Annotated in this window: 16 protein-coding genes, 1 tRNA gene and 4 pseudogenes; 11 read left to right on the forward strand and 10 right to left on the reverse strand. The window is 56.9% G+C overall.

Annotation, left to right across the window (positions count from 1 at the left end; all coding sequences use genetic code 11):
• The first annotated feature begins 371 nt into the window (after nt 1-371).
• On the forward strand, nt 372-908 hold the full coding sequence (locus tag JCM15831_RS19960) for a hypothetical protein (protein ID WP_156938732.1): 537 nt from the start codon (nt 372-374) through the stop codon (nt 906-908).
• 50 nt (nt 909-958) lie between these two features.
• Nucleotides 959-1540 carry a hypothetical protein gene (locus JCM15831_RS19965; RefSeq protein ID WP_156938733.1) on the forward strand — a complete coding sequence of 194 codons (582 nt, stop codon included), beginning with the start codon at nt 959-961 and terminating at the stop codon, nt 1538-1540.
• Between the two features lie 130 nt (nt 1541-1670).
• On the opposite strand, the pseudogene JCM15831_RS03805 reads toward JCM15831_RS19965, so the two are convergent.
• The 4 genes and pseudogenes from JCM15831_RS03805 to JCM15831_RS03820 form a co-directional block, all read right to left on the reverse strand.
• Nucleotides 1671-2176: pseudogene (locus tag JCM15831_RS03805) on the reverse strand (glutamate ligase domain-containing protein); the annotation flags it as partial.
• A 1224-nt stretch (nt 2177-3400) separates the two neighbouring features.
• Nucleotides 3401-4713 (reverse strand): annotated as a pseudogene (locus tag JCM15831_RS16465) (bifunctional folylpolyglutamate synthase/dihydrofolate synthase).
• 58 nt (nt 4714-4771) lie between these two features.
• Entirely contained in the window at nt 4772-5644 is an 873-nt protein-coding gene (accD, locus tag JCM15831_RS03815; RefSeq protein WP_025822841.1) for an acetyl-CoA carboxylase, carboxyltransferase subunit beta, read from the reverse strand.
• Nucleotides 5645-5835: 191 nt separating this feature from the next.
• Nucleotides 5836-7317 carry a sugar porter family MFS transporter gene (locus JCM15831_RS03820; RefSeq protein WP_025822843.1) on the reverse strand — a complete coding sequence of 494 codons (1482 nt, stop codon included), beginning with the start codon at nt 7315-7317 and terminating at the stop codon, nt 5836-5838.
• 68 nt (nt 7318-7385) lie between these two features.
• Here JCM15831_RS03820 and JCM15831_RS23255 point away from each other — a divergent pair, with 68 nt between their 5' ends.
• Nucleotides 7386-7511: a hypothetical protein gene (locus tag JCM15831_RS23255; protein ID WP_269530319.1), complete on the forward strand. Its 126-nt coding sequence runs from the start codon at nt 7386-7388 to the stop codon at nt 7509-7511.
• A gap of 38 nt (nt 7512-7549) precedes the next feature.
• Here the strand turns inward: JCM15831_RS23255 and JCM15831_RS23615 are convergent, their stop codons facing one another.
• The gene (locus JCM15831_RS23615) at nt 7550-8992 is read right to left on the reverse strand and encodes a metal ABC transporter permease (protein ID WP_198024231.1); all 1443 of its coding nucleotides are present in this window, start codon (nt 8990-8992) and stop codon (nt 7550-7552) included.
• Nucleotides 8993-9020: 28 nt separating this feature from the next.
• Nucleotides 9021-9884 carry a metal ABC transporter solute-binding protein, Zn/Mn family gene (locus JCM15831_RS03835; RefSeq protein ID WP_025822847.1) on the reverse strand — a complete coding sequence of 288 codons (864 nt, stop codon included), beginning with the start codon at nt 9882-9884 and terminating at the stop codon, nt 9021-9023.
• A 272-nt stretch (nt 9885-10156) separates the two neighbouring features.
• Between JCM15831_RS03835 and JCM15831_RS23620 the strand changes: the two genes are divergently transcribed.
• The 5 genes and pseudogenes from JCM15831_RS23620 (at nt 10157) to JCM15831_RS23625 (ending at nt 15029) form a co-directional block, all read left to right on the forward strand.
• Complete coding sequence (locus JCM15831_RS23620; RefSeq protein ID WP_306301822.1) at nt 10157-10474, forward strand: transcriptional repressor; 318 nt, start codon at nt 10157-10159, stop codon at nt 10472-10474.
• A gap of 24 nt (nt 10475-10498) precedes the next feature.
• Nucleotides 10499-10984, forward strand: coding sequence for a hypothetical protein (locus JCM15831_RS03845; RefSeq protein ID WP_025822851.1), 486 nt, complete (start codon nt 10499-10501; stop codon nt 10982-10984).
• 33 nt (nt 10985-11017) lie between these two features.
• Nucleotides 11018-12025 carry an asparaginase gene (locus JCM15831_RS03850; RefSeq protein WP_025822852.1) on the forward strand — a complete coding sequence of 336 codons (1008 nt, stop codon included), beginning with the start codon at nt 11018-11020 and terminating at the stop codon, nt 12023-12025.
• Nucleotides 12026-12034: 9 nt separating this feature from the next.
• On the forward strand, nt 12035-13435 hold the full coding sequence (locus tag JCM15831_RS03855) for a sugar porter family MFS transporter (protein ID WP_025822854.1): 1401 nt from the start codon (nt 12035-12037) through the stop codon (nt 13433-13435).
• A gap of 247 nt (nt 13436-13682) precedes the next feature.
• Nucleotides 13683-15029: pseudogene (locus tag JCM15831_RS23625) on the forward strand (inorganic phosphate transporter).
• A 19-nt stretch (nt 15030-15048) separates the two neighbouring features.
• On the opposite strand, the gene JCM15831_RS03865 reads toward JCM15831_RS23625, so the two are convergent.
• Complete coding sequence (locus tag JCM15831_RS03865) at nt 15049-16131, reverse strand: glycosyltransferase 61 family protein (RefSeq protein WP_025822856.1); 1083 nt, start codon at nt 16129-16131, stop codon at nt 15049-15051.
• A 623-nt stretch (nt 16132-16754) separates the two neighbouring features.
• Here JCM15831_RS03865 and JCM15831_RS03875 point away from each other — a divergent pair.
• The gene (locus JCM15831_RS03875; RefSeq protein ID WP_025822860.1) at nt 16755-17519 is read left to right on the forward strand and encodes an EAL domain-containing protein; all 765 of its coding nucleotides are present in this window, start codon (nt 16755-16757) and stop codon (nt 17517-17519) included.
• A gap of 10 nt (nt 17520-17529) precedes the next feature.
• Here JCM15831_RS03875 and JCM15831_RS03880 read toward each other — a convergent pair.
• Together JCM15831_RS03880 and glnA are read right to left on the reverse strand one after the other, a co-directional pair.
• A tRNA-Thr gene (locus JCM15831_RS03880) sits at nt 17530-17604 on the reverse strand.
• A gap of 158 nt (nt 17605-17762) precedes the next feature.
• Nucleotides 17763-19145: a type I glutamate--ammonia ligase gene (gene glnA, locus JCM15831_RS03885; RefSeq protein WP_269530332.1), complete on the reverse strand. Its 1383-nt coding sequence runs from the start codon at nt 19143-19145 to the stop codon at nt 17763-17765.
• 530 nt (nt 19146-19675) lie between these two features.
• Here glnA and JCM15831_RS16475 point away from each other — a divergent pair.
• Nucleotides 19676-20850 (forward strand): annotated as a pseudogene (locus JCM15831_RS16475) (aminotransferase).
• Between the two features lie 43 nt (nt 20851-20893).
• On the opposite strand, the gene treF reads toward JCM15831_RS16475, so the two are convergent.
• A complete protein-coding gene (gene treF / locus JCM15831_RS16480) occupies nt 20894-22915 on the reverse strand; it encodes an alpha,alpha-trehalase TreF (protein ID WP_025822865.1) in 2022 nt (673 codons plus the stop codon).
• 217 nt (nt 22916-23132) lie between these two features.
• Here treF and JCM15831_RS03900 point away from each other — a divergent pair, with 217 nt between their 5' ends.
• Nucleotides 23133-24203, forward strand: coding sequence for an MFS transporter (locus JCM15831_RS03900; RefSeq protein WP_051528301.1), 1071 nt, complete (start codon nt 23133-23135; stop codon nt 24201-24203).
• Nucleotides 24204-24223 lie beyond the last annotated feature (20 nt).

The raw sequence follows: 24223 nt of genomic DNA on the forward strand, positions 1-24223 counted from the left end.
CACTTTCGTGCTCGTCTTCTTGATGACATCGACATCAAATCCGGCGTGTAAGGTGCTGGCGAAGAGACCATGAACGCAGTATATCAGCGCTGTCACTCGCCCCCACTCCTTCCTCTCAATGCAGAATAATCGGCGATGAGAGAATGCTGTTCTTCCAGCGAACCTGAAATAGCGCTGTATAACTCAATGGATCAGGGACAGATCTTAGCTTTATGCCAATTGCATCAAATCTTCTGCTCCTAGCCCATCTCATGCCCCTGTCCTTCCCTGACGCGACTGCCCAGATGCTCATTGCGCGGAATGATCCGTCAGGGTCCCTGCACGAGCCCCATGCCGCGAAACCAGCTACCTCGCCCCCGCGGAAGAAAACAATGGCTCCGCCTGCCTACTCACCAGCAAAAAAAGACCCTGCACTCAAATTAGGTCTGGCGATCCGTGGACGCTACGATCTCCGCTTTAATGACCGCAGCAAAGCAGGTCGAAACCGCACCTCAAATCACCTCTCCTTTGATACGGCGATCGTCACTGCGGATTACGATTCCGCAGTCCTCTTCGGATCCGCGCAATACCGTTTCTATGGGGGTAGCTTCATCTACGGAAAAGAGTCCGGCTACAAAAATTATCCCGGAGAAATCAGCTTTCCGCTTTATGGTTATCTGGGCGCAAAGATCAATAAAACGAGCCAGGTCACATTCGGTCTTGCACCGGTTCCTTTTGACGATCGTTGGTGGGGCGCTTCTTTCTTGAATAGTATTGGCTTCGTCTACGGACTGGAAGAAGTCTATAATCTCGGTGCTGTCCTTGGGCATAAAACCGATAAATGGTCTTTCGACCTCGGTTTTTTCCGACGACCGCTCCCAATGCAATGGGGCGCAGTGCCGATAGTGCGCGTTATTCTGTCAACATGACAGGACATGGGACAGTCTTGCCGAATGGATCGGATAATGACGAGCGATATATGACGGTTGGGCGGGCACGCTATCAAATCAGTTCGGGCATGAAAACGAACCTCGCCGTCACGGGATCTTTCTGGCTCTCCACAATCCACAACTATTCCACGAGAAGGAATGGTCAGCGCCGCGCTTTCGCTTTGAGCCTGAGATACAAAACTGGCCCGTGGCGCTTCAAGCTGATGGGGGTGCGACAGGATATGGACCTCAGAAATCCAGGATCGAACGACATCGTGACGGTGGGAGATTACGACTCAGTCTATAATATCGCGAGCCGTGCCACTATTGGCTTTATCGAAGGTGCGCGCACAATCGATACTGGTAAGTTCCCAGTCAAACTCGATCTTTTCGTCAATTACGCGAATGTCTGGAAAGATAGCAGTCATCATGCACCCAACACACAGCGCCTGAGTCTTGGCGCCTTCTGGACGGACAAAGCGACCAATCGCTTTCGTGTATGGTCGGAATTTTATCTCGGTCGCAACGACCCCAATGTTGGAGCGGGTCAGTTTACCAACGGTGCGGGACAAGGCGGTGACGATAAGTATAAATCTTCGTTTCTTGTTATTTTTGGATATTATTTTCAATAGACTAATAATTATTAATTTTTATGGTAGATAAATACTCAGTCTCCCACAAAATTCGTCACGCTGTGGCGCTTATGTATGCTCCACCAAATTGCACAGAAAAAAGGCTCTGGTGGAAACAGCACCCGATTTGTCAGCTCGGTGTCGATCCGTCCTGCTTCAACACCACACCGGCCAGGTAGAGACTACCGCAGATCAGCACACGTGAGGGCGGCCCCTCTAAGCGAGGCAGGATCGCCGCGATGGTCGGACCGGGAAGAGCAACGCCTCCAGAGGCGCTCACAATGTCTTTGATCGGCAGGGCCAGATGCTGTCCTTCTTCGCTCACGGCATAGAGACTAGCCGCGTGACGCTGGACGGGTCGCAAAAAACCGGCAGCGTCCTTGCTCTGCTTCATCCCGACAATCACATGCAAGGGACGGTCCGACCATGCCGCGAGAGTCACAGCGAGTGCTTCACCTGCGTTCGGGTTATGTCCGCCGTCGAGCCAGAGTTCCCATCCCTCTGGCAGTTGGGCCGCAAGCTTGCCTTCAAGGCGCTGCAAGCGTGCGGACCACTGAGTCTTAGCGATCCCCCTGCCCACGCCTTGTCGGGCAAAGGCAGTCCGCTCTCGCGCAGCACCGCGATGGCAAGTCCCGAACGGAACACCAGGCCCTAAAGATATTCGACTCCAACGCGTGAAAATTTATTTGTACCTTCAGCTTCAATCTATCTCCGGCTCACGAAAAAAGTCCGATAGTCGCTTCCGCCTTGATACCAAACGAATTTTATAATCTGGTGCAGACTGTGCGATGACTAAGATGTGGCTGTTTAAGGGCTTCTCTTTGACAATGAGATCAGACTGCAACAATGAATACTGGCTCTCTGCATCACCACCCCCACCTAATCAAAACGCTCAGTCGGTGAAAATCAAAGAGTATTCCGAATAGACAATCTCTTGTATTAATATATTATTAAGTCAAAAAACAAGTATTTTATATTCCTAATCTAATAATTTAATTTTTTTGATAAAGTACTCACCAACTCCGAGAGACATTTTTATAATTAACCGCCTTCACAAGTTAGAATCTCGATAACCAACATCAGGTTGCGAGGCCCATGGCAAAGAGGCCGGAGTGTATTGACGATCTATATGCGCGTAAGGGTTATTCGCGTCCCACCAAGCTTGGCTACCATTAGCAAGAATGAACATCGCCATAGCCCTGCCTGGCGAGCCAAATCCCTTACCAGCTGCAGAGAAAGTCGCGTAATAGCTAGGGTCAAGAGTTTTGAGATACGCCTCAAGCCGCACGCCGTCAGCAGCTGTTGGGTTATACACATGCCCAGCAAACAGTATCTGTCCACCTGATACGTGGGATAGCTCATCGCCAGATAACTCTCTCATCTACCTTCCTTTTGTTGGGAGAATTTATAATATCATGAAAATATATTAATTGTTTCAAATTATATTATTCTATGAACGGCTAATTTCATACACCTTTTTTGGATATTTTCGAACATCACAGATAATTGAAACACCAATTCTAAGAGAGAGATGTCATCACATCAGGTAATCAATCTATCCAATGAGAATTGATCGTCATTTATATATTTAAATATTTTCTCAATCGAAAGTTCTATACGTTATTGTTGAATTATCCAAAAATACTATCTCCATTTCCGAGTTTATCCTCTTCAGAACCGCTCTTTTCTTTATTCATTACAAATCTATTTTGTAAGGTCTCCCTAAACAGAGTCTGACGATGAAGTAAGTTTGGTGGGGATAAAATAAATGATGTATGATTATAAATATACTTATGTTTTTACTATATTTTTAAACCCTACCAGAACTTCACTTAGATAAGAATCTAATATTTTTCCGAATTATCCTGGCAATGATCCATCTTGCTTCAACACCACACCAGCCAGATACAGGCTACCGCAGATCAGCACACGAGAGGGCGGCCCCTCTAAGCGAGGCAGGATCGCCGCGATGGTCGGACCGGGAAGAGCAACGCCTCCAGAGGCGCTCACAATGTCTTCGATCGGCAGGGCCAGATGCTGTCCTTCTTCACTCACGGCATAGAGACTAGCCGCATGACGCTGGACAGGTCGTAGAAAGCCAGCGGCGTCCTTGCTCTGCTTCATCCCGACAATCACATGCAAGGGACGATCCGACCATGCCGCGAGAGTGACTGCAAGTGCCTCACCTGCGTTCGGGTTATGTCCGCCGTCGAGCCAGAGTTCCCACCCCTCTGGCAGCTGGGCCGCGAGCTTGCCTTCAAGGCGCTGCAAGCGCGCAGGCCACTGAGTCTGAACGATCCCGGCCCACGCCTTGTCGGGTAAAGGCAGTCTGCTCGCGCGCAGCGCCGCAACAGCGAGAGCCGCATTGCCAGCCTGATGCGCGCCTTGAGGCCGGGAGCAGGCAGCGCAAGAACGCCAAGCGGATCCTGATAGTCCAGTGTGCCATCGGCGTGTCGATCACAACCGATCTCCTGCCCGAGACGCCAAAGCGGCGCCTCGCAGGCGGCGGCCCGAGCCTCGATCACGGCCAGCGCAGCCTCATTCTGAGGCGCGCAAACGACCGGAACACCTTGTTTGATGATACCCGCTTTTTCGGCAGCAATCACCGCCAATGTATCACCCAGAAAAGCCTGATGATCGAGATCGACCGGGGTAATCACACAGGCAGCAGGGCGCTCCACAACATTTGTGGCGTCCAGACGCCCGCCAAGCCCGACCTCGAGAATAGCGAGATCAGCTGCGTTACGCGAAAAGAGCAGAAACCCCGCCGCAGTCAGCACTTCGAACACGGTGATGGGCGCATCTCCGTTCACGCGTTCAATTTCTTCAAGCGTTGCGACGAGTGCGTCTTCACTCACCAACTGCCCGGCGATACGGAAGCGTTCCGTCACATCGACCAGATGAGGGCTGGTCATGACATGAACCGACCATCCCGCAGCTTCGGCAATTGCGCGCAACGTCGCGCAGGTACTGCCCTTGCCATTGGTGCCCGCCACATGGATCACAGGCGGCAAGGCGCGCTCCGGATTGCCGAGCTTGCCGAGCAGGGTGTGAAGCCGATCGAGCGAGAGATCGATGAGCTTGGGATAGAGCGCCTGAACCCGGGCCAGAACGGCGCCGGTCCGGCCCTCATATTCATCACTGAGCTTGGCCGGGGGCGCCTGGGTCGTCATGGAATCATCCGGAGGTATAGTCACCACTCCCTTCCAGGGAGTGGGTGGCGTCAGTCTTTCAGGCGGCTTCGATAGACGGAGCAACAGGCTTGTTCATCATCAGACCGATCAGGCGACCCAGCGTGGCGCGCAGGTCGGGACGAGCCACGACCATATCGACCATGCCGTGGTCACGCAGATATTCCGAACGCTGGAAGCCTTCAGGCAGCTTCTCACGAACTGTATCCTGAATCACGCGAGGACCGGTGAAGGCAATCAACGCTTCAGGTTCGGCAATCTGGACATCACCCAGCATGGCGAAAGAAGCCGAAACACCGCCCGTCGTCGGATTGGTCAACACAACGAGATAGGGCAGTCCCGCATCCTTGAGCATTTCGACGCCAATGGTTGTGCGCGGCATCTGCATGAGAGAAAGCACCCCCTCCTGCATGCGCGCGCCGCCAGATGCCGTGTAGATGACAAGCGCCGCTTTCTGCAGCACAGCCAGGCGGCAGGCAGCGATAAAGGCTTCGCCCAGCGCAGTGCCCATGGTGCCTGCCATGAACTCATAGGCCATGACAGCGACGACAGCATCGTGGCCACCAATCTTGCCGTGTGCGACAGCCAGAGACTCATCGAGATGCGTCTTTGTTTTGGCGTCCTTCAGACGGTCGGCATATTTCTTCTGATCCTTGAACCCGAGCGGATCGCTGGGCACTTTCGGCAGCTCGATCTTCGTGTATTTGCCATCGTCGAACGTCCAATCGAGACGCTCATTTGCCTTGACCTTTCCATGATGGCCACAATGCGGGCAGACACGTTGAGCTTTCTCAAGATCCTTGATGAGGATCATCTGAGAGCAGGAGTCACAGCTGGTCCAGAGATTATCGGGCACTTCGCGCTGCAAAAGGCCACGGATTTTCGGTCGAACGTATTCGGTCAGCCAGCTCATCTTGATCCTACTTCTTGCCTGTCCCGCAACTTGTTGACCCCTTCCCTCGGGGTACTGCGGTCTGGTTGGCACCAGTCACTGTTGAGGTGCTTTTAGCGATCTTCCTTGTGTAATGCCAGTTCCACGAAAGAGGGCGGCCTCACACGTGAAGCCGCCCTCTTTCGTTAGACCGAACTTAGGGTAGCGCGCTCTTAGGCTGCCGCCTCTTCCTGTTCGTCCTCCGACACGATGCGTGTCTGACCGCGTGTCGGGCGAAAGCGCTTCTCGTGCAGGGCCAGCTCGATATCCTCAAGCGTGGCACCAGCTGTCTCGGGCACGAAAAAGAAAATGAACAAGACCGAAGCCAGATTGACTACGGCATAGAACCACATCGTGCCACCCAGCGTGATGAGCTGAACCAGTGTCAGGGCCGTGCCCGTTACCAGAAGATCCGAGCCCCAAAGCGTCGCCGCATGAAGACTGGTCGCCTGACCACGCATGGAAAGCGGGAACATCTCTGCGCCAAGAAGCCAGCCACAGACCTGGATGCCGCCCGAGTTGAATGCCATGAACGACAGCAGGAAGACGATCACAAGATAGGACCCAACGCTTCCGGGAGCAGGATGCATCGCAAAAACGATTCCCAGCCCGATCAAGCTCACGATCGACCCTGGCCCCATCACGAGCATGAGGCGACGACGTCCTACCCGATCCACAATCAGACAGCCGATGAACGTCATGATGCAATAGGTAATCGCCACGCCCAGAGAGGCCATGAGCGCCGAAGACGCGCCAAACCCGGCATCACGCAGAAATGTCGGTGCGTAATAGATCATCATCTCCAACCCGCCGCATTGGGTGAAGAAAGCCACACCAAGAGCTGCCACCAGAGCCGGACGCACCCAAGGCCGGAACAATCCCTTCCAGCCACGGTTACGCGGATCGATGGCCTCGGCATTCTCGCGCATTTCGCGCACTTCCTTGCGGATCACCTTTTTCGATGTGCGAATACGACCGAGCTCAATGATGGCACGCTTCATGCCCTCATTTTCAGCCGTCCAGCGGGGGCTCTTGGGCATGAAGAACATCGAGACGAAGACGATCGCGGCCGGGATAGCGGCGAGACCAACCATCGGTCTCCATCCCCAGGCCTCTCGCTGGGTGAAGCCAATGATGTTGGCCAGAAGAATGCCCAGCCCGATTGCGACGTTGAACATCGTCACGAGCGTTCCACGCTTCTCGGCAGGAGCCAGCTCCGAAATGTACATCGGCACGACCTGGGTCGAACCACCAACAGCAAAACCCAGAAACACACGGGCGATGATCAACATCCAGACATCCGGCGCGAAGGCACACGCCAATGCCCCGAGAACGAACACGCCGCTCACCAGTGTGACGCAGGCCCTTCGACCAAATTTTTCAGAAAAGGATCCGGCCGCCAACGCGCCGAGAATGGCCCCTGCCAGAATGGCAGAGGCGACCATCTCCTGCATGGTGCTACTCAGATGGAAATCATCGCTAATCAGGAGCAGCGCACCTGAGATGATACCCGTGTCGTAGCCGTAAAGGCCGCCACAGATAGCCGCCACGACGGCAGCAAGGATCAGGATATATTTCGCATAAGGCGAAACCTCGATCGGATGTTCGTCTCGTTGCGTCGCTCCGGAACGGGGCGTTTCTGAATTATTTGTCATGACGGTATAACCAATTACTTGGTAATTGGTTTAATCTCAAAGGGCAAAAATGGAAAAAGGAGCCCTCAATGGCCAAACCGACCAAGGTCAAGCCCGATGTCCCGACGATCAACCTGCGGGAGTTGATCATCATGCATGGTGTTCTGGCCGCTTTCATTGTCGGCATCATGCTGCTGGACTGGCGTCTGAACTAGGATTTTTCTGTTTTCTGGCTCTAACAGCCTGAATACGTCTAGCGCGTGGCTGGGGCGAAGTATCGGGCCAGAAGATAGCACAGCGTCGCACCGAGGCTGATCCAGAACGACACCGGTGCGTCGCTGTACCAGGACAAGACAAGACCTCCCCAGGAGAGCGCCAGAGCCAGCAGGGCCGAGCAGGCAAGACCTGGCCAGGGTGACAGACCGAGCCGCAAGACGCAGGCGGCCGGTCCCACCAGCAGGCTGAACACCAGCAGAATGCCTGTTGTCTCCGAACAGATGGCTGTCGCCAAGGCAACCAGCGTCATGAACGCACAGGCGACAAATCTCAGCCGAACGCCTTTTGCTGCTGCCAGATCGGGATCGAGGCTGGCAAACAGCAGAGGACGTGCAAGAAAGCACAGACCCACAAGACATAGTCCCGCAAGGATAAAAAGCAGGCGCAAGGTCGCGTGGTCCACCCCGAGCACGTTGCCGAACAGAAGGGCGGACGTGCTGCTGACAGGCGCATGCTGCCACTGCAAAAACAGCAATCCAAGACCGAGACTGGCGGCCAGGACCAGACCGATCACGCTGTCACGATAGTTCGCCGTCGCCGCGTTGGCGCGCAGATCGCCCTGAGGCTCCCATCCCAGCACCAGTCCCGCTGCCACGGCAGAAAGCGCCATACCCATCAGCGGTGTCATGCCAATCAGAACGGCGCCTGTCGCTCCGGCAAAACCGATATGAGAGAGCGCGTGTCCGGCAAAACTCTGACCGCGCAAGACAAGAAACCAGCCGACAAGACCGCTCAGAACGGCAACGACACCCGATGCCAGAAAGGCATTCTGCATGAATTCATAATGCAGCATCGGCCAGCTCCAGCTTATGTGCCTGATCTGAAGCAGATGGTCTGCAAACGGTCTGACAGCGTCCACACCGTGACATGACATCAGAACTGCCATACCCGTCTCGCGGCATCGCTCGCGCAGCATGGTCAGGATGCGATGCTGCCATGATAGATCCACACCACTCAGGGGCTCATCGAGGATCAGCAACGCGGGGGCATCGAGCAGTGCCTCGGCGAGAAAGAGCCGTTGTCGTTCCCCACCGGAGAGCTGACTCAGAGGCTGAGCCGCCAGAGTGTCCGCTCCCGTCAAGGCAAGAACGTCGTGCACATCTCGTTCCATCGCCCGACCCCAGCCAGGCAAGCCGAAATGCGTCCCGCGCCAGGACGACGCGATCAGCGCGCGCCCGGTCATCTGAGGCGCAGGCAGTCTCCGCTCTTGAGGCATATAGCCGATCCGGCTTCGCGCCTTGCGAGGAGACTCGCCCAGAACCTTCATGTCGCCGCTGCGGAGCGGGTGCAGTCCCAAAAGGGCGCGCATCAGCGTCGTCTTGCCATGACCATTGGCGCCCGACAGAACCGTGAAACTTCCTGCAGCGAGCGAAAGATCTGCCTCATCGAAGAGCACACGCTCCCCGTGGGTCAGCGTCACCTTCTTCAACAAAATCGCGGAGGATCGATCAGCCATGCGCACCAAGGGCGGCAACAAGGCGGTCGAGACGGTCTGTCATCCAACCCTGCCAGGCATGACCCGCTGCCGGAAATTCGTCGAACTCGACAATCGGAATTCCTGCCTCTCTTGCCAGCGCCACGATACGATTCAGTGAAGGGCTCGCAACCGCAGGATTGACCACGAGGAGCCTCACCTGTTTACGCCGCAGCGCTTCTTCAAGCCGAGCCACTTCGCGCGGTGCCGGATCGTCATGCGTCATCGCAGCAAGCGCAAAGGCCGGATCGACAATGTCGATCCCCAAGGCCTGAAAGAGAGGACCTCCTACAGGCTCTGCGACTGCGATCCTTGTTCCCTGAAGCTCTTGATGCAGGAGCTGCAACCGTTGCGAAATTCCGCCGATTACACTCATGTAACCCGCACGTCTGGCTTCGATCGCACCAGCTTCATCGGGTAACCGGCGAGACAGCTCCTGAGCGAGCGCTGTCACCATGAGACCGATTGCCTCGGGATCATCGAACAGGTGAGGATTGTCACCTTGTCCCAGCCGTGTCAGCGACGCGACCGAAATCACACGACGGGAAGCGCTGGGCTGGGCTGCGAGCAAAGGCGGCACCCAGTCATCGTAATGCCCTCCCATCATCAGCACGACACTGGAATCGGCCAACTTGCGCGCCATATCAGGCGTGACCTGAAAGTCATGCGGATCGATGAGCGGGGACGTCAGAATACTGGTTGTGCTAACCGCCTTACCACCCAGGGTCTCGGCCAGATCGCACCACAACGCTTCAGCGCAGAAAACCTTTACCGGCTCAGCTCTGGCAGAGCCAAACAGGGTCAGAAAGCAGAGCAGCAAGAAGAAAGTCTGGCGCAAAAAAGTCGCCTTTAGTTATATTATAACGACTGAGATACGCGATATAGAGGCGGAACTCTGGTCAGGACAAGCCGGAAAAGGAAATCCTTCATGCTCAGCATCACGGCCACGACCGAACTGGACCCTTTCTCGACCCAGACGCTCGCACTCCTCGACCGGGCGGCCGCCTTCTGCGCAACGCGTGCCAGCCGCCTGACCGAAACGAGACGTCTCGTGCTCGGACTGATCCTGCAGAGCCACAAGCCGTTGGGGCCTATGATATTCTCGACCATCTGCGCCAGTACCAGCGCAACGCGGCTCCCCCGACTGTCTATCGCGCGCTCGATTTTCTGCTCTCCCAGGGGCTGATCCATCGTATCGAGCGTATGAGCGCTTTCATCGGATGTGCCCACCGCCTCGAATGTCATCATGGCCACGGCTGCGGGCATCGTGCCCAGTTTCTGATCTGTAGTGGCTGCGGCGCCGTGAGCGAAGTAGAGGACAGCGAAATCTCTCACGCCATCGAGAGCGCTGCGAAAAAGACGGGCTTTGTCCCGCACCAATCGACTGTGGAAATCGAAGGGCTCTGCGCCTCCTGCAAACCGGCCTGATCGGCGGCGCCCGGTTGCTGTGCCATGTCGCGCTCTGACAAATTTGCCCTGCTCGGCGGCGAACTCCATTCGCGACCGGAGCGTGCTCCCCGCCCTGTGCGGCAAGAAAAAGCTCCTCTTCACCAGCCGGATCTCTTCGACTACGTGCCTCCTGTTCGCAAGACGCATCTTCTGCCCGAAGAAGCGCCCCTGTTGACGGTCACCAACCGCGCCTTTGGAGAAACGGAGCGTGATGACGGCTGGCTCTATCTTCTGCTCCCTGTCGAGCTGGGTTGGGCTCTCATAGAAGCGGGCCTGCCTCTCGACCCTCGCTCGCCAATATCTCTCAGTGAGCGCTCTGCGCTTCCTCCGCTTTTTTCATCTCTCTCTGAAGAGCATCCGGAGACCGAACCGCTGCTCCTTCGTGTCCGCAAAGCCCATGTTGCCCCCTTCCTGGAGAGCGACCCCGATATGAGTGCGCGTCTTGGCGCATCCTGCTATCTGCTGTCGCGACAGACACCGATCGGCTGACGCCGCTTTCTCACCCCCGTCAAGGATCCCGTCATGGACGATATTGCCCTCGCCGAAGTCACGCGCGGTGGACGCGTCGAATCCCTTCATCATGGACGCATCGCCCTTATGGACGATACCGGACGCGTCGTTCGGGCGCATGGCGCGATCGACAAGCCGGTTTTCCCCCGCTCGACGGTCAAGGCGCTCCTCGCCCTGCCTTTGGTTGAAACGGGTGCAGCAGACCGGCTGGGTCTGACTGATGCGGAACTGGCTCTGGCCTGCGCCTCCCATGGCGGAGAAATCCTTCACGCTGAAACCGCCGCCTCGATGCTTGCCAAGGCAGGACAAACCGTGACCTGCCTGGAATGCGGCGCGCACTGGCCGACCTATGATGCCGCGGCCCATGAGCTCGCCGCTTCAGGCGCACGCCCTACGCCCCTGCATAATAACTGCTCTGGCAAACATGCCGGGCTGATCTGTCTGTCGATCGACCAATCGCTGGACCCGAAAGGCTATATCAACCCCGAGCACGAGGCCCAGCGTCAGGTCACCGCTGCTCTGGCAATGGCGACTTCGGCCGCTCATGACGAAAACAATCGCGGACTCGATGGCTGCTCGATGCCAACCTACGCCATTCCGCTTTCCGCGTTGGCAACGGGGTTCGCCCGTTTCGGAACTGGAAAAAATTTTTCGCCCGATCATGCGTCGGCAGCCTCGCGGCTGCGTTCTGCTGTTGCGTCCGAGCCCTTCTTGGTGGCAGGGAGTGGACGTTTCGATACGACATTGATGGCGCATTTCGGTAACCGGATCTTTTGCAAGATGGGTGCAGAAGGGGTCATGGTCGCGTCCGTTCCCGAATTGGGGCTCGGCATTGCGATCAAAACCGATGATGGCGCGAACCGAGCTGCTGAAGTCGCTTTGGCGTCGCTGCTCCTCGGTCTCGACGGTGCGCAGTGGTCAGATGATGACCGCAGCGTGCTGACCGGATTGTCGCATCAGGTCATGAAAAACTGGAATGGACGAGAAGTCGGCACGCTTCGTGCCGCCGTAAAAGGATAAGACAAGACGATGCCGCTCGATACGGAATCAGGCCTAGCGTCGGTTTTTGACGCTACAAAATTTAAGATCGTCGTCATCGGCGTGCTCGCCGCTCTCGCGGGTCTGATGTCTGGTCTGGATATCGGCGTCGTCGCCGGCGCTCTGGACTTCTTTGCCAAGCAGTACCACGCTTCGACTTTCGCTCAGGAATGGGTTGTCAGCTCGATGATGGGCGGCGCTGCCGTCGGCGCTCTGGCTGCTGGCTGGATGGCACACACACTCGGTCGTAAACGCTCTCTGATCGCCGGCGCATCGATCTTCGTGATCGGGTCCATCGGTTGCGCGCTGAGCTGGTCGATTCCGTCGATGATCAGCTTTCGTGTTGTGATGGGACTGGCCGTCGGCATCTCTGCCTTCACCGCTCCTCTCTACCTCTCGGAAATCGCCAGCGAAGCCACCCGTGGTGCGATGGTCTCGACCTACCAGCTGATGGTGACGGTCGGCATTTTCATGGCCTTCCTGTCGAACACCTATTTTTCCTATTCGGGTAACTGGCGCTGGATGTTCGGTGTCGCCGCCATTCCCGCAGCCCTGTTCCTTCTGGGCGTCCTGTTCCTCCCATACAGCCCGCGCTGGCTGATCATGCAGGGGCGCCACAAGGAAGCCCGTGAAGTGCTGCTGTCCCTGCGCGAAGATCCGCTGGAGGCAGCCAAGGAAATCAAGGCGATCCGCGAACAGCTCGAAGTCAAACAGCATGGCCTCGAGCTACTCAAGACCAACTCTAATTTCCGTCGTTCGATCGCTCTGGGCATCATGCTGCAGGCCATGCAGCAGCTGGCTGGCATCAACATCATCATGTATTACGCGCCGAAGATCCTCTCCAATGCGGGTTTCGACGCGACCTCGCAGATGTGGTGCACGGCCATTATCGGTCTGGTGAACATGCTGGCCACCTTCATTGCGGTCGGTCTGGTCGATAGATGGGGCCGCAAACCCATCCTCTACATGGGTTTCTCGGTCATGGCGCTCGGCATGGGCGCCCTTGCCGTCCTGCTTTCCACAGACATGTCGGGCGAGACCTCGAAATTCATCGCGATCTTCCTGCTGCTGCTGTTCTGCACAGGCTTTGCCATGTCGGCTGGCCCTCTGATGTGGGTGCTCTGCTCAGAGATCCAGCCGATGCAGGGGCGTAATCTCGGCATCTCGCTTTCGACCCTGACCAACTGGATCACCAACATGGTTGTTGGTGCCAGCTTCCTGACGTTGATGAACACTTTCGGGACATCGGGCACGTTCTGGCTTTTCGCTGGTCTGAACGGCTCCTTTATCCTGCTCACCTTCCTCTTCGTGCCGGAAACAAAGGGCATGTCGCTCGAGGTGATCGAAAAGCGCCTGATGGCCGGCGAAAAGCTCCGCAAGCTCGGTCGCTGAAAAGAGCGCGAGCAACGTTTTTCCTCCTGTCTTTCCCCTGACCCTGGTCAGGGGAAAACTTCAAGGCGTCAGCAGCTCACTCCTGTCTGACTAAAGAACCAGAGCTTTCTTTGAAGAAAGCTCTTTTGGCACTCCCTTCTCTCGTAAGCCGATCGTGAAGATTGAGAGAAATCCGATGCCAGTCCCTTCCCGAAACGACGCGCGTGCTGGAAATTAAGACCTTCTTCACAAGAAGGCGGTCTGTCCCATGCTTCATTTCGCCCCGTCATCGCCTTGCGCGCTGATTCTGCTCGCGCTGTGTTTTCTGCTGGTCTGCCTCTTCGAATTTGCCAATGGCTTCCACGACACAGCCAATGCGGTCGCGACCGTCATCTACACCAACTCGCTCAAGCCGCGCGCCGCCGTCATCTGGTCCGGACTGATGAATTTCCTTGGCGTTTTGATGGGGGGGATCGCTGTCGCCTACACACTTGTGGAGTTGCTTCCCCCGGACGTGTTGACGCCGCCCAACGGCAATCCGGCCGTCCCTATGCTGGTGTCGTTATTCGGAACAGCGGTTGCATGGAATCTCTGCACCTGGTGGTGGGGTATTCCCAATTCGTCTTCGCATTGCACAATCGGAGCCCTCATTGGCATCGCGATCGGGGATTCGTTCCTTCATGCGCGTGATCTGGGACACAGCGTTGACTGGGCACAGATCTGGAAGGTGCTTCGCACCCTGCAATCTCGCCCCTTCTCGGATTCTTTCTGGCAGGCCTGCTTTATCTTCTGATCCGCTCGGCCACCAAGATGCCCGCTCTGTTCACGCCGCCCAAGCCGGGTGAGAGCCCGAACCCGATTGTCCGCGCGCTTCTTATTCTGACCTGCACATCGGTCAGCTTCTCTCACGGCAGCAATGACGGTCAGAAGGGTATCGGCCTCATCATGCTGACGATTATCGGCATGATGCCGGCAGGTTACGCGATGAACCCCGCCCATCCTGTCAATCGCCCGTATCTGGCACAGATTGCGCAGGAAGCCCGTCCCCTGATTTCGCAATATGATCGCTATAGTTTCAAGCCTGACGCCCTGACATCCATCGACCGGCTCACCGATCTGGCCGCACCTGCAAGCCCGGCAGAGATCCGCGGTGATGTTTATGAGGTCCTGTCCGGACTACGCGATGTCAGTGGCAATCCAGCAGCTTCGATCGTTGAGAAAGAGACCAGTACCCGCCTGTGCAAGGAACTCCGTCCAGCAGTTGAGTACGCCCCTTTCTGTCCGTGCGCTGAGCGCCCTCTGCCTTGGGCTCGGCACCATGATCGGGTACCGACGCATCGTCAAAACTCTGGGGGAAGGAATCGGAAAGCGACATCTTACTCCGGCACAGGGAGCCGCCTCGGAGCTGATGGGAGCCGGATTGATCGCTTCTGCCGGCTATACGGGCCTACCGGTCTCGACCACGCACATCATCACGTCAGGCGTCGCTGGGACCATGGTCGCGGCGGGATCCGGCATTAATGTCCGCATGCTGACCAAGATCGCGCTCGCCTGGATCCTCACCTTGCCTGTCACGATCACCGTAGCAGCCTGCGCGTTCTACTTCCTGAACTGAGAAAAGCCCACTCTCGCCTTTACAGGTCCGCCGTTGAGTGAGTGACGGCGTTCCTCACAAGCCAAAAAAACTCCCATTCCTTTGGCTCAGCACGATCGCAGGGCAGTTTTCCATCTGGCTGGGCACAAAGAAAGCGAGACGTCTCATCGCTGAAGAGTGCAATCCTGCCATCCGCCCTTTGCGTGTAGCGTAAATACACAATAACACCCTGAGCGTTGTCTCTCTCCACAGAGAGGCAGTCGCCAACGGAAGTCGTGAGAGCAGCCCATCCCTGCTCTCCGAGACGGACAGTCACCTTCACGATCCGCTCGCCTTGACCCGACCCATGCACCACGATCCCGGTCTGACGGTCTATCTGCAGCCAGGTCTGATGCGCTGTCAGCAGGGTAAAGGCGTCCCCGTAAACCACTCTGTCCGGATGGTTTTCTTTCTGCATCTCCCAGGCGCGCGCTGTCACCAGATCGATCAAATGGGACGCAACACGCCTTGGGTCCTCAAGGCGATACAGGGCGGGCTGGCCGAGAACGAACTTCTCCAGAATAATTCCCGGTGTCGTCACATATCGAATGCGCGCATCGTTCACTCGATCCATCAGAGCGAAATTCGAGGATACAAGGCCATCGCAGGTCAACGCGATCCCAACAGGGCTCGCGCAAAAAATGTCATTGTGAAATGCCGACCCCACGAAGCCCGTTGTTGGCCGATGGGAAGAAAACAGGCGCAGTTGCTGCCGCAGGCTGAGGGTCTCAGGAGAGATAATCGCAAAGCCTGCGCGTTCGAGATGAGACACGACGTCATGCTCGCCCCTGATCGTCCGCATCTGACTGTTGAACCCAGCTCTGGAGAGATATACCGGCCTGTCATCAGAGACATCCTCGCCGTAGCGATCCCCAAGAGCATTGCAAAAGCGCGCAAAGGCTCGGTGAGAAAAATGATTTTCTTCGAAGGATGTGCCGGCGACAATTAGGGAACTAAGCCGTGTCGGGCGATCGAAAACGACGAAATCGTCCCTCGCAAGACCCAACAAAGAAAAGAATTCAGCCAGCCAGGGAATAGCGAAAAGAGAGTCGAGCGTCTTTTCGGCATGAACGAGGATCTTCATCCTTCATAGGCGGCGCGTTCACACCAATATCGGGGCAGTGTCTCGGTTATAAAGTGCCCATAATGAGGAACAATATTCCCACCGTAGAAGTACTGAAGTTCTGGAGCTGCCGGAAAAGCTTTGGAAGGACTGACACAACAACTGGACGCCTGACCCAGAGCTTGAGTGGGCCAGCCACGCCTTGGACCCGCAGTTTGAACGAGCCTGCCATAAATATCATAAATGCCAAACTGCGCGTCATAATGACCAGGGATTCGAGGAATATAAACGGAATCATGAATAATGAGAGATTGAGGATCGTCTTCAAAAACCTTTAGACCTCCGTCCATACATTTGGAGTCTTGAACACCTGCAGAAAATCTCATTTGATTTCTTTTTATTAACGAAATAGGAATAAATTATATTTATGTATGAAAAATAAATCTATCCCTTTTGATGACTTCGAGGATTTTTTTGGAAGTCCACTCAGTAAATTATTTGGGATTCTTAAAGGAATAAAACAAAAAATGCCCCGTTACTGAAGAATCCCGAGGGGTTTTTTTCGATTTATTAGTTGATTTCACGAACTCGTGAGAGGTAGTCGCGTTCGTGACTCCGCACAGTTGCAATCTGGGGTGAAAAGGATGGTCGCACCTTTCGGGTCTTACGGTAAACGCACGCTCTGCACTGGCTGTCAGGATGGCGGCGAGTTCGGCATTCCGATCACCATGGCTTTTCAGCCGATCGTCAATCTGTCGAACAAAAGCATCTTTGCGTATGAAGCGCTGGTTCGTGGAGTAGACGGGGCAGGTGCACAGACTGTTCTGTCTCGCGTCACGCCTGAAAACCGTTATGCGTTCGATCAGAAATGCCGCGCAACCGCTATCAGCCTGGCAGCAGAACTCGGCCTTGCCGAGCAAGGCGCGTTGCTCTCCATCAATTTTCTGCCCAATGCCGTCTATGATCCCAACACATGCATTGGCGTGACACTGGAAGCCGCGGAACGCGCCAATTTTCCGACCTCTCAGATCCTCTTCGAATTCTGCGAGCATGAAGAACTGGATACGGATCATCTACTTCACATCCTGCGCGCCTATGACAAAATCGGCTTCAAGACTGCTATTGACGATTTCGGCGCCGGCTATGCAGGTCTGAATTTGCTGTCCCGATTTCAGCCCGATTACGTCAAGCTCGATATGGAGCTGTCACGAGCAATCGACACCACGCCCGTTAAACAGGTGATGATGCGCCACACCGTCGCGATGCTTGAGAGCCTCGGCATCACACCCATCAGTGAAGGCGTTGAGACCACCAAAGAGGCGAGAATTCTTGCTGATATGGGGATTGCCCTGCAACAGGGCTTTATCTATGCGCGGCCCGCTCTCGCAGAGCTGCCGAAAGTTCACTGAACCGCTCATCTGGTGCCGGGTGAGGGATTTGAACCCCCGACCTTCGGTTTACAAAACCGCTGCACTACCACTGTGCTAACCCGGCATAGGGCCTGAACAGGTCGCTTTTCGTCGGTAAACGCCAATTCGTCAAGATGTTTTGACAAGGTTGGCTGCGAGAAAACCGGTCTCGCTTCATTCCCGTGCGTGCGCCGCTTTGCCCCAATAAAAAAGCCCGGCTCGGAAGCCGGGCTTCGTCTCGGATCAGACCGAGTAGTACATTTCGAACTCGGCCGGGTGCGGCGTGTGCTCGAACTTGTAGACTTCTTTCCACTTCAGCTCGATGTAGCTTTCGATCTGGTCCTTGGTAAAGACATTGCCTTCAAGCAGGAACGCAAAATCGGCTTCAAGGGCCTGAAGAGCCTCACGGAGCGAACCGCAGACCGTCGGGATCTGGGCCAGCTCTTCCTTCGGCAGTTCGTACAGATCCTTGTCCATGGCTTCGCCCGGGTGGATCTTGTTGCGGATGCCGTCGAGACCAGCCATCAGCATGGCAGAGAACGCCAGATAGGGGTTCGCAGTCGGATCCGGGAAACGGACTTCGATGCGCTTTGCCTTCGGGCCGACCGAATACGGGATACGACACGAAGCCGAACGGTTGGCTGCCGAGTAAGCGAGCAGAACCGGCGCTTCGAAGCCCGGGATCAGACGCTTGTAGGAGTTGGTCGACGGGTTGGTGAAGGCGTTCAGTGCCTTGGCATGCTTGATGATGCCACCGATGTAGAACAGCGCGTCTTCCGACAGGCCTGCATACTGGTCACCGGCAAAAAGCGGCTTGCCATCGCGCCAGATCGACTGATGCACATGCATGCCCGAGCCGTTATCGCCCGCGATGGGCTTTGGCATGAACGTGGCCGTCTTGCCGTAGGAATGGGCAACGTTGTGCACGCAGTATTTGTAGATCTGCATGAAGTCGGCCGACTGGACCAGCGTCGCGAACTTGGTGCCCAGCTCGTGCTGTGACTGCGCCACTTCGTGATGGTGCTTTTCGATCGGCAGACCCATCTCGCCCATCGTCGAGAGCATCTCGGCGCGCAGATCGCCTTCGCTATCGACCGGGGCAACCGGGAAGTAGCCGCCCTTGACCACCGGACGATGGCCCATATTGCCTTCCGGATAATCGGTCATCGAGGCGTCAGGACCTTCGATGCTGTCGAGCTGATACGTGCCGTAATTCGGGCCCGTGCCAAACTTCACGTTGTCGAAGATGAAGAACTCGGCTTCTGGGCCGAAGAACGCCGTATCACCCAGACCGGTGGTCTTCAGATAGGCTTCAGCAGCCTTGGCCGTCGCGCGCGGGTCACGGGCATAATAATCGCCGGTGCGGGGCTCGACGATATCGCAGATCAGGATCAGCTGCGGCTTGGCCGAGAACGGGTCCATGACAGCCGTTGTCGGATCGGGCAGAAGAACCATGTCGGATTCATTGATGGCCTTCCAGCCACCGATGGACGATCCATCGAACATGAAGCCTTCAACGAAGGTGTCTTCCTCAATGGTGGTGTGCCACTGGGTCGTGTGGTGCCACTTGCCCTTCGGGTCGGTGAAGCGCAGGTCAACCAGCTCGACTGAGTGTTCCTGCATCAGCTCGAAGACGCGCTTTACGGCGGCGCTGTTCGGCTTGCCTGGCTTGGCATGTGCTGCATTCGAAGAGGACGCAGCCTTGGAAGCCGCGGCTGTCGCTTTTTTCGCCATTTGTCAAATACCTGTATCTGCCTCAAGGGGCCGCACTGATCGGCTGCAGAACGATTAAGGCAGGATTCGCATACTGTCGAGTATTCTAAAGGCTTTTTGCACCCTCAGACGCACGAAAATACCCCCGGATCTGTCCGTGGAACGCCCCGTGAACACCTTTCGTAATCAAAACGATGCATGACAGACCAACGAAAAATGCATATCGCGCGGGGTCGCATCGGCGTTGCGACTTTTTTCCGCTCCCCACGAGACTGTGATGGCCAGCGCCCTCCTGAATCAGCCTCTCAGATGGATTCCGCCATTCGACGCGTCCTTTCTCCCTGAGCGGTGCTCCTACTGTCACGAGGCGCAAGCCGAATGCGTTTTACAGTGTCGATTATGACGGTATCATATCGACCTCCCTCTTCCTGAGCAGGTCCGGCATGAAAACTCTCAACGCGTTTCTCGGCTCCTTGCCGACCACAATCTTCACAACGATGTCGCAGCTGGCTGTCGCCCATAAAGCAATCAATCTCGGGCAGGGCTTTCCGGATATCGAGGGGCCTGCCGCACTGATTGACGAGGCCGCCAGCGCCCTCCAGGACGGACGCAACCAATATGCGCCCCTTACGGGCCTCCCCGAACTGCGCGAGGCCGTGGCACGCGCCAATAAACGCGATTACGGCCTCGACATCGATCCCGGTACCGAGGTCATCGTCACCTCAGGCGCGACCGAAGCTCTCGCTGTCAGTCTGATGGCGCTGATCGAACCGGGCGACGAAGTTGTGCTCATCGAGCCCCTTTATGACACCTATCTCCCCGTGTTGCGTCTTCTTGGAGCCGTTCCGCGCTGCGTCCGTGTGGAAGCCCCTGACTGGCATCTCCCTGAAGAGGCCCTGCGCGCCGCCTTTTCTGACAAGACGAAGCTGATCCTGCTCAACTCCCCCATGAATCCGAGTGGCAAGGTCTTCAACACGCAAGAGCTCGATTTGATCGCCTCGCTTGTGATCGCTCATGACTGCTATGCTTTGTGCGACGAGGTTTACGAACATCTCACCTTTGGTGTGAAACACGTCCCTCTCATGACCCGCCCGGGCCTGCGCGAACGTGCCATTCGCATCGGCAGCGCTGGCAAAAGCTTCTCAGTCACGGGCTGGAAAATCGGCTACATCACCGCCTGCCCGGCTCTGACTTCTGTCATCGCCAAAGCCCACCAGATCATCGCCTTCTCGAGCGCGCCCAATCTTCAGCGCGCTGTGGCGAAAGGGCTGGATCTGGGAGAATCCTTTTTCACCGAACTGTCTGACAGCCTGCGCACCCGGCGCGACCTGTTTGCCAATGGGCTGCATGCGCTCGGCTTCCCGACTCTTCCTGCCGATGGCAGCTATTTCGTAGTGGCTGATATCTCTGCGCACGCAAATGGCCGGATGATGTGGCCTTCTGCCGCGATCTCGTGACCGAGGCCGGTGTCGCCGCCATCCCGGTTTCAGCCTTTTACGACCCGCAAGGCGCCGAGCCGCCACGCCATCTGATCCGTTTTGCCTTCTGCAAAACAGAAACAGTGCTGCGCAGCGCCCTCGAACGTCTCTCGAAGCATTTCGGCCCTCAACAGGGCTGAAATGATGCCCTTCAGAGCGTTGAACACACGGATCGAGCAGAACCTATCGGGGTTGAGCCGCGCTTACAGCTCCTAAGGGCGCTTTTGAGGAAATCTGCCCGTCACCTTCTTTCGCATGCCCCCCGGTTTCGACATCGCCTGCGGGCTTGACCGGAACAGCAGGGGCCACCTGCGGGCCTACAGCACTATAGGGATCGCTCGGCGGAAGAACCTCAATCGGAGCCTGATTGGATCGCGGGTTCCGTTTGAGGATCTGGGCCGTTTCATCCGGATAGCGACGCATCAGACCCAGAAGCGTCCCGTTGGTCCAGCCAAACCCGATCTGCATCGGGTATTCCCCGCCTCCCTTGCCGCCTGAGGCGCTGATCCCGGGCGCGGCGACATCGTATTTTTCGAGCAGGACACCCGCTTTTTCGTAAGTGCCGATCACGCGGGCCATCCAGCGTCTGGCAATGGTCTCGCCCAGATCGCTCGCGCCATAATTATTCAGGCCCTTGATGGCCGTCCATTGCCCAGGCGCCCACCCATTGGGAGCATCCCATTGCTGACCGCTCTCATGGTCTGTCGCCATGACGCCTCCGGCCCGCAAAAGGCGCGTCTTGATCGCATCGGCCACGCCCATGGCCTGTTCCTGTGTAGCCAGACGCAGGAACAGCGGCATGGCGGTCGCCGAAGACAGCACATCGGTCGACCGACCCTTGCGCCAGTCGTAATCGTAAAAGGCGCCGCGCTCATCGTTCCAGAAAATGCGTCGGATCGTCGCGGTACGCTCATCGGCGCGCTCACCGTACAACTTTGCAAGCTTGCGCTGGCCGGCAAGCGCGTAGGCATGTTCGAGCGTCTGCTCGAGATGGACGATAAGGCAGTTCACCTCGATCGGCGCGATATCCGTTGTGTGGATCGTCGCCAGCGTATGCCCGTCTGCCAGCCAGCGTGACGAGAAATCCCACCCTGTCTCGGACCCCGCGCGCAGATCTCTGTAAACCTCGGACGGTGCTCGTGATCCAGCGCGACCCGCTGTGGCCACGTCTTCAGGATAGCTCTCATCGCGCGGCGTATCGAGATCATCCCAATGCCGCACAAGCAAGGTACCATCTGACAGGCGCACCACCCGTCGATGAGCCTGCCCCGGCTTGAGGGTGTCAGCCCCTTCCATCCAGTAATCATATTCTTTCTGCAGTTCCGGCAGAAACTCGCGATACGCACTCTGCCCGTCATGCTGGGCCAGAAGATCGACCATCAGGGAGAAGAACGGCGGTTCTGAGCGACTGAGATAATAGGTCCGTGTTCCATTGGGGATATGGCCGTAGCGGTCGATCAGAGACGCCATATCCTGAATCATGCCGCGCAGCAGATCCCATTGCCCGGTCTCATAGAGACCGATCATCGTGAAATACGTGTCCCAGTAATACAGCTCCGAGAAACGGCCACCCGGCACCACGTAAGCGTGGGGCAGAGGCAACAGCGAGGAATACGGCAAGGGCTTGTCAGGTTGACGCGTCAGCACGCCCCACATGCCCTGAATATAATCCGTGATATTTTCATCGGCCTTCCGGCGATAAGACACATCGCGTCGCACGGGCGGAGAAAAATGCTGAGCGTAAAAAGCCTTGATGCTGAAATCAGGATGCTTGCGCTGGGCGTCCCAGTCCTGAAGCAGGGCCGAGGGCGCCTCATCCGGTCGGGAATCCGCAATGGTCTTGAAGTCAGGCGCCAGATGTGCGCCCCCGATCGCCGCGAAAAGCCCACCAAGAGCAATGGAGGGAGAACGGAGATCCTGCGGAACGGACGCCACGTGCAAGGACTGAGCGGCCTCGCTGGCAACGGTTTCACGCGGTCCTGCAGCCGGGCTGGCGGGGGGCGCGTCGACGCTCTTCAGAACCGCCTCTCCTCCGGGCTTCGTCGTCGGTGCCTTGATAGCGGCAGGGTTGGACACGGCTTGCGCTATGTCTTCCCCCTGATCGGTAGCGGCCCGTGCAGCTGACCCGGCAGGCGCGGCACCAAGCACAATGAGCGAGGCGCCGAGTAACAGGGAGCGAGAGAAGGAAAGGCGTAGTCTCGTCATGTAATCTCCATGAAATCCGACCGAATGAGAGCGTGTCAGCCTTCTCTATCCACATGAATTGGGCCTCAATCTGTCACAGATGTGACTCGAGCCCCGTGCCGATTTGTGGCGCTCTGCTCCCCCGCACCGACAGAATACCAGAACGTGGGGAGGACGCCCAATGAACAGACCAACCTTGAAGAGGTTTCAAAATAGTACCCGAAGCGTCTTTTTCCTGGTGGGCGTCATTTCAGCGCTCTGGTCCTGCCTCGTTCCGGTCGTCAAACACCATGCGGCACTCGACGATGGCGGGCTGGGGCTCCTGCTCCTCTGCCTCGGGATCGGATCCATCATCGGCATGCCTCTGGCCGGGCAATGGGTCGGGCGTTGGGGGTGCCGGGTGGTTGCGACTGGCGGCATCTGCCTGGCCGGATCTTTGCTCATGCCCCTGGCCCTGCTCCATGCAGTGCCTCTTCTGGCCGCGTCAGTCTTTGGGCTTGGCGTTGGACTCGGTGCGGTCGAGACAGCCATCAATATTCAGGCCATCGATGTTGAAAAGCTCACGGGCAAACCGATCCTGTCAGGTTTTCATGCCTTTTTCAGCATTGGTGGCGCCATCGGCGCAGCCGGGCCCCAGCTTCTGGCAACAACAGGAGCGCAGCCCTGGATCAGTATCCTGATCGGGCAATTCAGTCTGATTGTCCTGATGGTTTTCGCCTGGCCCGGCCTGCTGAACCAGCCCGAGCCGGAGGGTGGCTCCGGCTTTGCCCTGCCGCGCGGGATCGTCTGGCTTCTCGGGCTTCTGACCGGCATCGCCTTTTTGGCAGAAGGGGCCGTTCTGGACTGGGGCGGGGTCTATCTCTCTGGCGAACGGGCCTCTTTCAGCATCGAACCGGGATGGGGCTACGCCTTTTTCGCCACGGCCATGACCGTCGCCCGGCTGACAGGCGATCGTTTTGTCGCCTGGATCGGCCGACCGCTCGCCATGGCAGGAGGCGGAGTCTGTGCGGCTCTCGGTTTCAGTCTGGTCGTGTTCGGTCCCAACCCGGCCAGTCTGCTCGCCGGCTTTGTGCTGGTCGGACTGGGCTGCGCCAATATCGTTCCCGTTCTCTATGCCGCAACAGGCAGGCAACAGGTCATGAAGACAAATGCCGCCATCGCCGCCATCACAACGATGGGCTATGCGGGCATTTTGGCTGGACCTGCTCTCATAGGAGCGATTGCCCATCTCAGCAGCCTGTCTTTCGCCTTCAGCCTTCTCGCTGCCTTGATGGTGTTCATCGCCCTGAATGCACGTCTGGCAAAATGAGGCAGCGCAGAGCGGGAAGC

Origin of the sequence: Asaia astilbis JCM 15831 (assembly GCF_000613845.1) — a bacterium.
Taxonomy (GTDB): Bacteria; Pseudomonadota; Alphaproteobacteria; order Acetobacterales; family Acetobacteraceae; genus Asaia; species Asaia astilbis.